We start from the raw sequence: 1528 nt of genomic DNA, 5'->3' as shown, positions 1-1528 counted from the left end.
TCCCGGCCACACATTTCGTCATGCACGCATTGCTGCACCAGCACACAAGGAAATGCCGGCACGGTCTGCAGCAAATCACGCAGGTGGGTCATCGAACGCAGGTGCATCGGCTTGGCCGCCTCGTCAAGCAGGGTGAATTGCCCGTGATCGAGGCGGATCCGTGCCAAATAAACACCGCCTTCGAGTGACAGCAGCTCCAGCTCGCGTATTTCACTGTTGGCCGCATGTTCGGTTAGGGTTTGCAGGTTCATGCTTCACTCCTTGCCTACCAGGGCAGGCGTTCTCCATCGTAAGCAAAGAAATGGCCGCTGTCGGCCGGTGTCAACTGGTCAATCAAGGTCAGTAATTGGGCCGCGGCAACGCCTGCGGGGCGTGCGCTGTCGGCTACGCGAAAAGGGTGCGACAGCCCCGACACAACCGTGCCTGGATGCAGGGTTAGCAACCGGCTGTACGGGTGGGTGCGGGCCAGTTCGATGGCGGCAGTCTTGATCAGCATGTTCAGTGCGGCTTTGGAAGCCCGGTAGGCATACCAGCCGCCCAAACGGTTGTCGCCAATGCTGCCGACCTTTGCCGATAGCATCGCCATCGCTCCACGCGGTGCGAGCAGCGGTAAAAAGTAGCGCAACACGATGGCCGGCCCCAGCGTGTTCACTTGAAACACAGCCTGCAGCGCCTCCGGCTCGATGGCGCTGATGCTTTTTTCCGGTTTGATCCCGTCGCGATGGAGCAGGCCGGCCGCGTGTACGATCAGTTGATACGGCGCTTCTGCGGCCAGTTCGGTGGCGGCGCTGGCAATCGTTTCCGGTCGTTCAAGGTCCAGCTCGGGAACGGTATGGCGCCCTAGCGCACGAACCCCGGCGCAGCGCGGATCCTGCCTCAGGTGTTCGCAAAACGCTGTGCCGAGGGCGCCGCTGGCACCGATCACCAGCGCGCGATACCCGTCGTCGAGGGAGGTCATGGTCAGGAGGTGGTTCATTGGCTCACCCCGGCGCCCTGGCGGCGGAAGAATATCGTCACCTGACCGACCTCAACCCCGAACTTGGACATACGGGTGCGGTTGATCAATGTGTCTTCGTCCATCAAGTACATCCAGTCGTCCATGCTCATTTCGTAGGTCGAATCATCGACTGGCAGGTTCAGGTTGTATCGCCAGTGCAACGTGTTTCCGACGACGTGGCCCCTGGCGATACCGACCACATCCTCCGCGCGGCCGCTCCAGCGTCCCTGGCCCTCTGGCGTGAGGGTCCAGACGCGACGCTGGCGGGTGCCGTCGCTATAGAGGAAGCGCTCGTCGAGAATCAGGTTGTTGCCTTCGCGACGGCTGACGATGTTGACCTCGAAACGCTTGGCCACCTCACCGTTGCGCTTCTGAAACATCCCCCAGGCTTTGACGGGCTGGCTGAAAAAATGCTCCAGATTCAACGCCGGTTGCTGATCCGCATACCGGGCAACATCCACACTGGTACAGCTCGTGACGCTGAGTACCATTGCCAGTAACAGCAGAAATCGGGTCATTGCCTTAATCCCT

Annotated in this window: 3 protein-coding genes; all 3 read right to left on the bottom strand. The window is 60.7% G+C overall.

Going from position 1 to position 1528, the window contains the following annotated elements; translation table 11 throughout:
• Positions 1–251, bottom strand: a 251-nt coding sequence (locus tag HBN68_RS21920; protein WP_169966174.1) for a DUF6482 family protein, incomplete at its 3' end; no start/stop codon positions are given.
• A 14-nt stretch (positions 252–265) separates the two neighbouring features.
• Positions 266–976, bottom strand: a complete 711-nt coding sequence (locus tag HBN68_RS21915; RefSeq protein ID WP_169966172.1) for an SDR family NAD(P)-dependent oxidoreductase — start codon at positions 974–976, stop codon at positions 266–268.
• Positions 973–1515 carry a DUF3833 domain-containing protein gene (locus tag HBN68_RS21910; protein ID WP_094992937.1) on the bottom strand — a complete coding sequence of 181 codons (543 nt, stop codon included), beginning with the start codon at positions 1513–1515 and terminating at the stop codon, positions 973–975. Before HBN68_RS21910 ends, HBN68_RS21915 begins: the two co-directional genes overlap by 4 nt.
• Between the last annotated feature and the right edge of the window lie 13 nt (positions 1516–1528).

This window comes from Pseudomonas sp. WS 5078, from assembly GCF_012985745.1.
GTDB classification, from domain to species: domain Bacteria; phylum Pseudomonadota; class Gammaproteobacteria; order Pseudomonadales; family Pseudomonadaceae; genus Aquipseudomonas; species Aquipseudomonas lundensis_A.
Note: the sequence above shows the minus strand (reverse complement) of the source record. Positions and strands in the feature narration are given on the sequence as shown.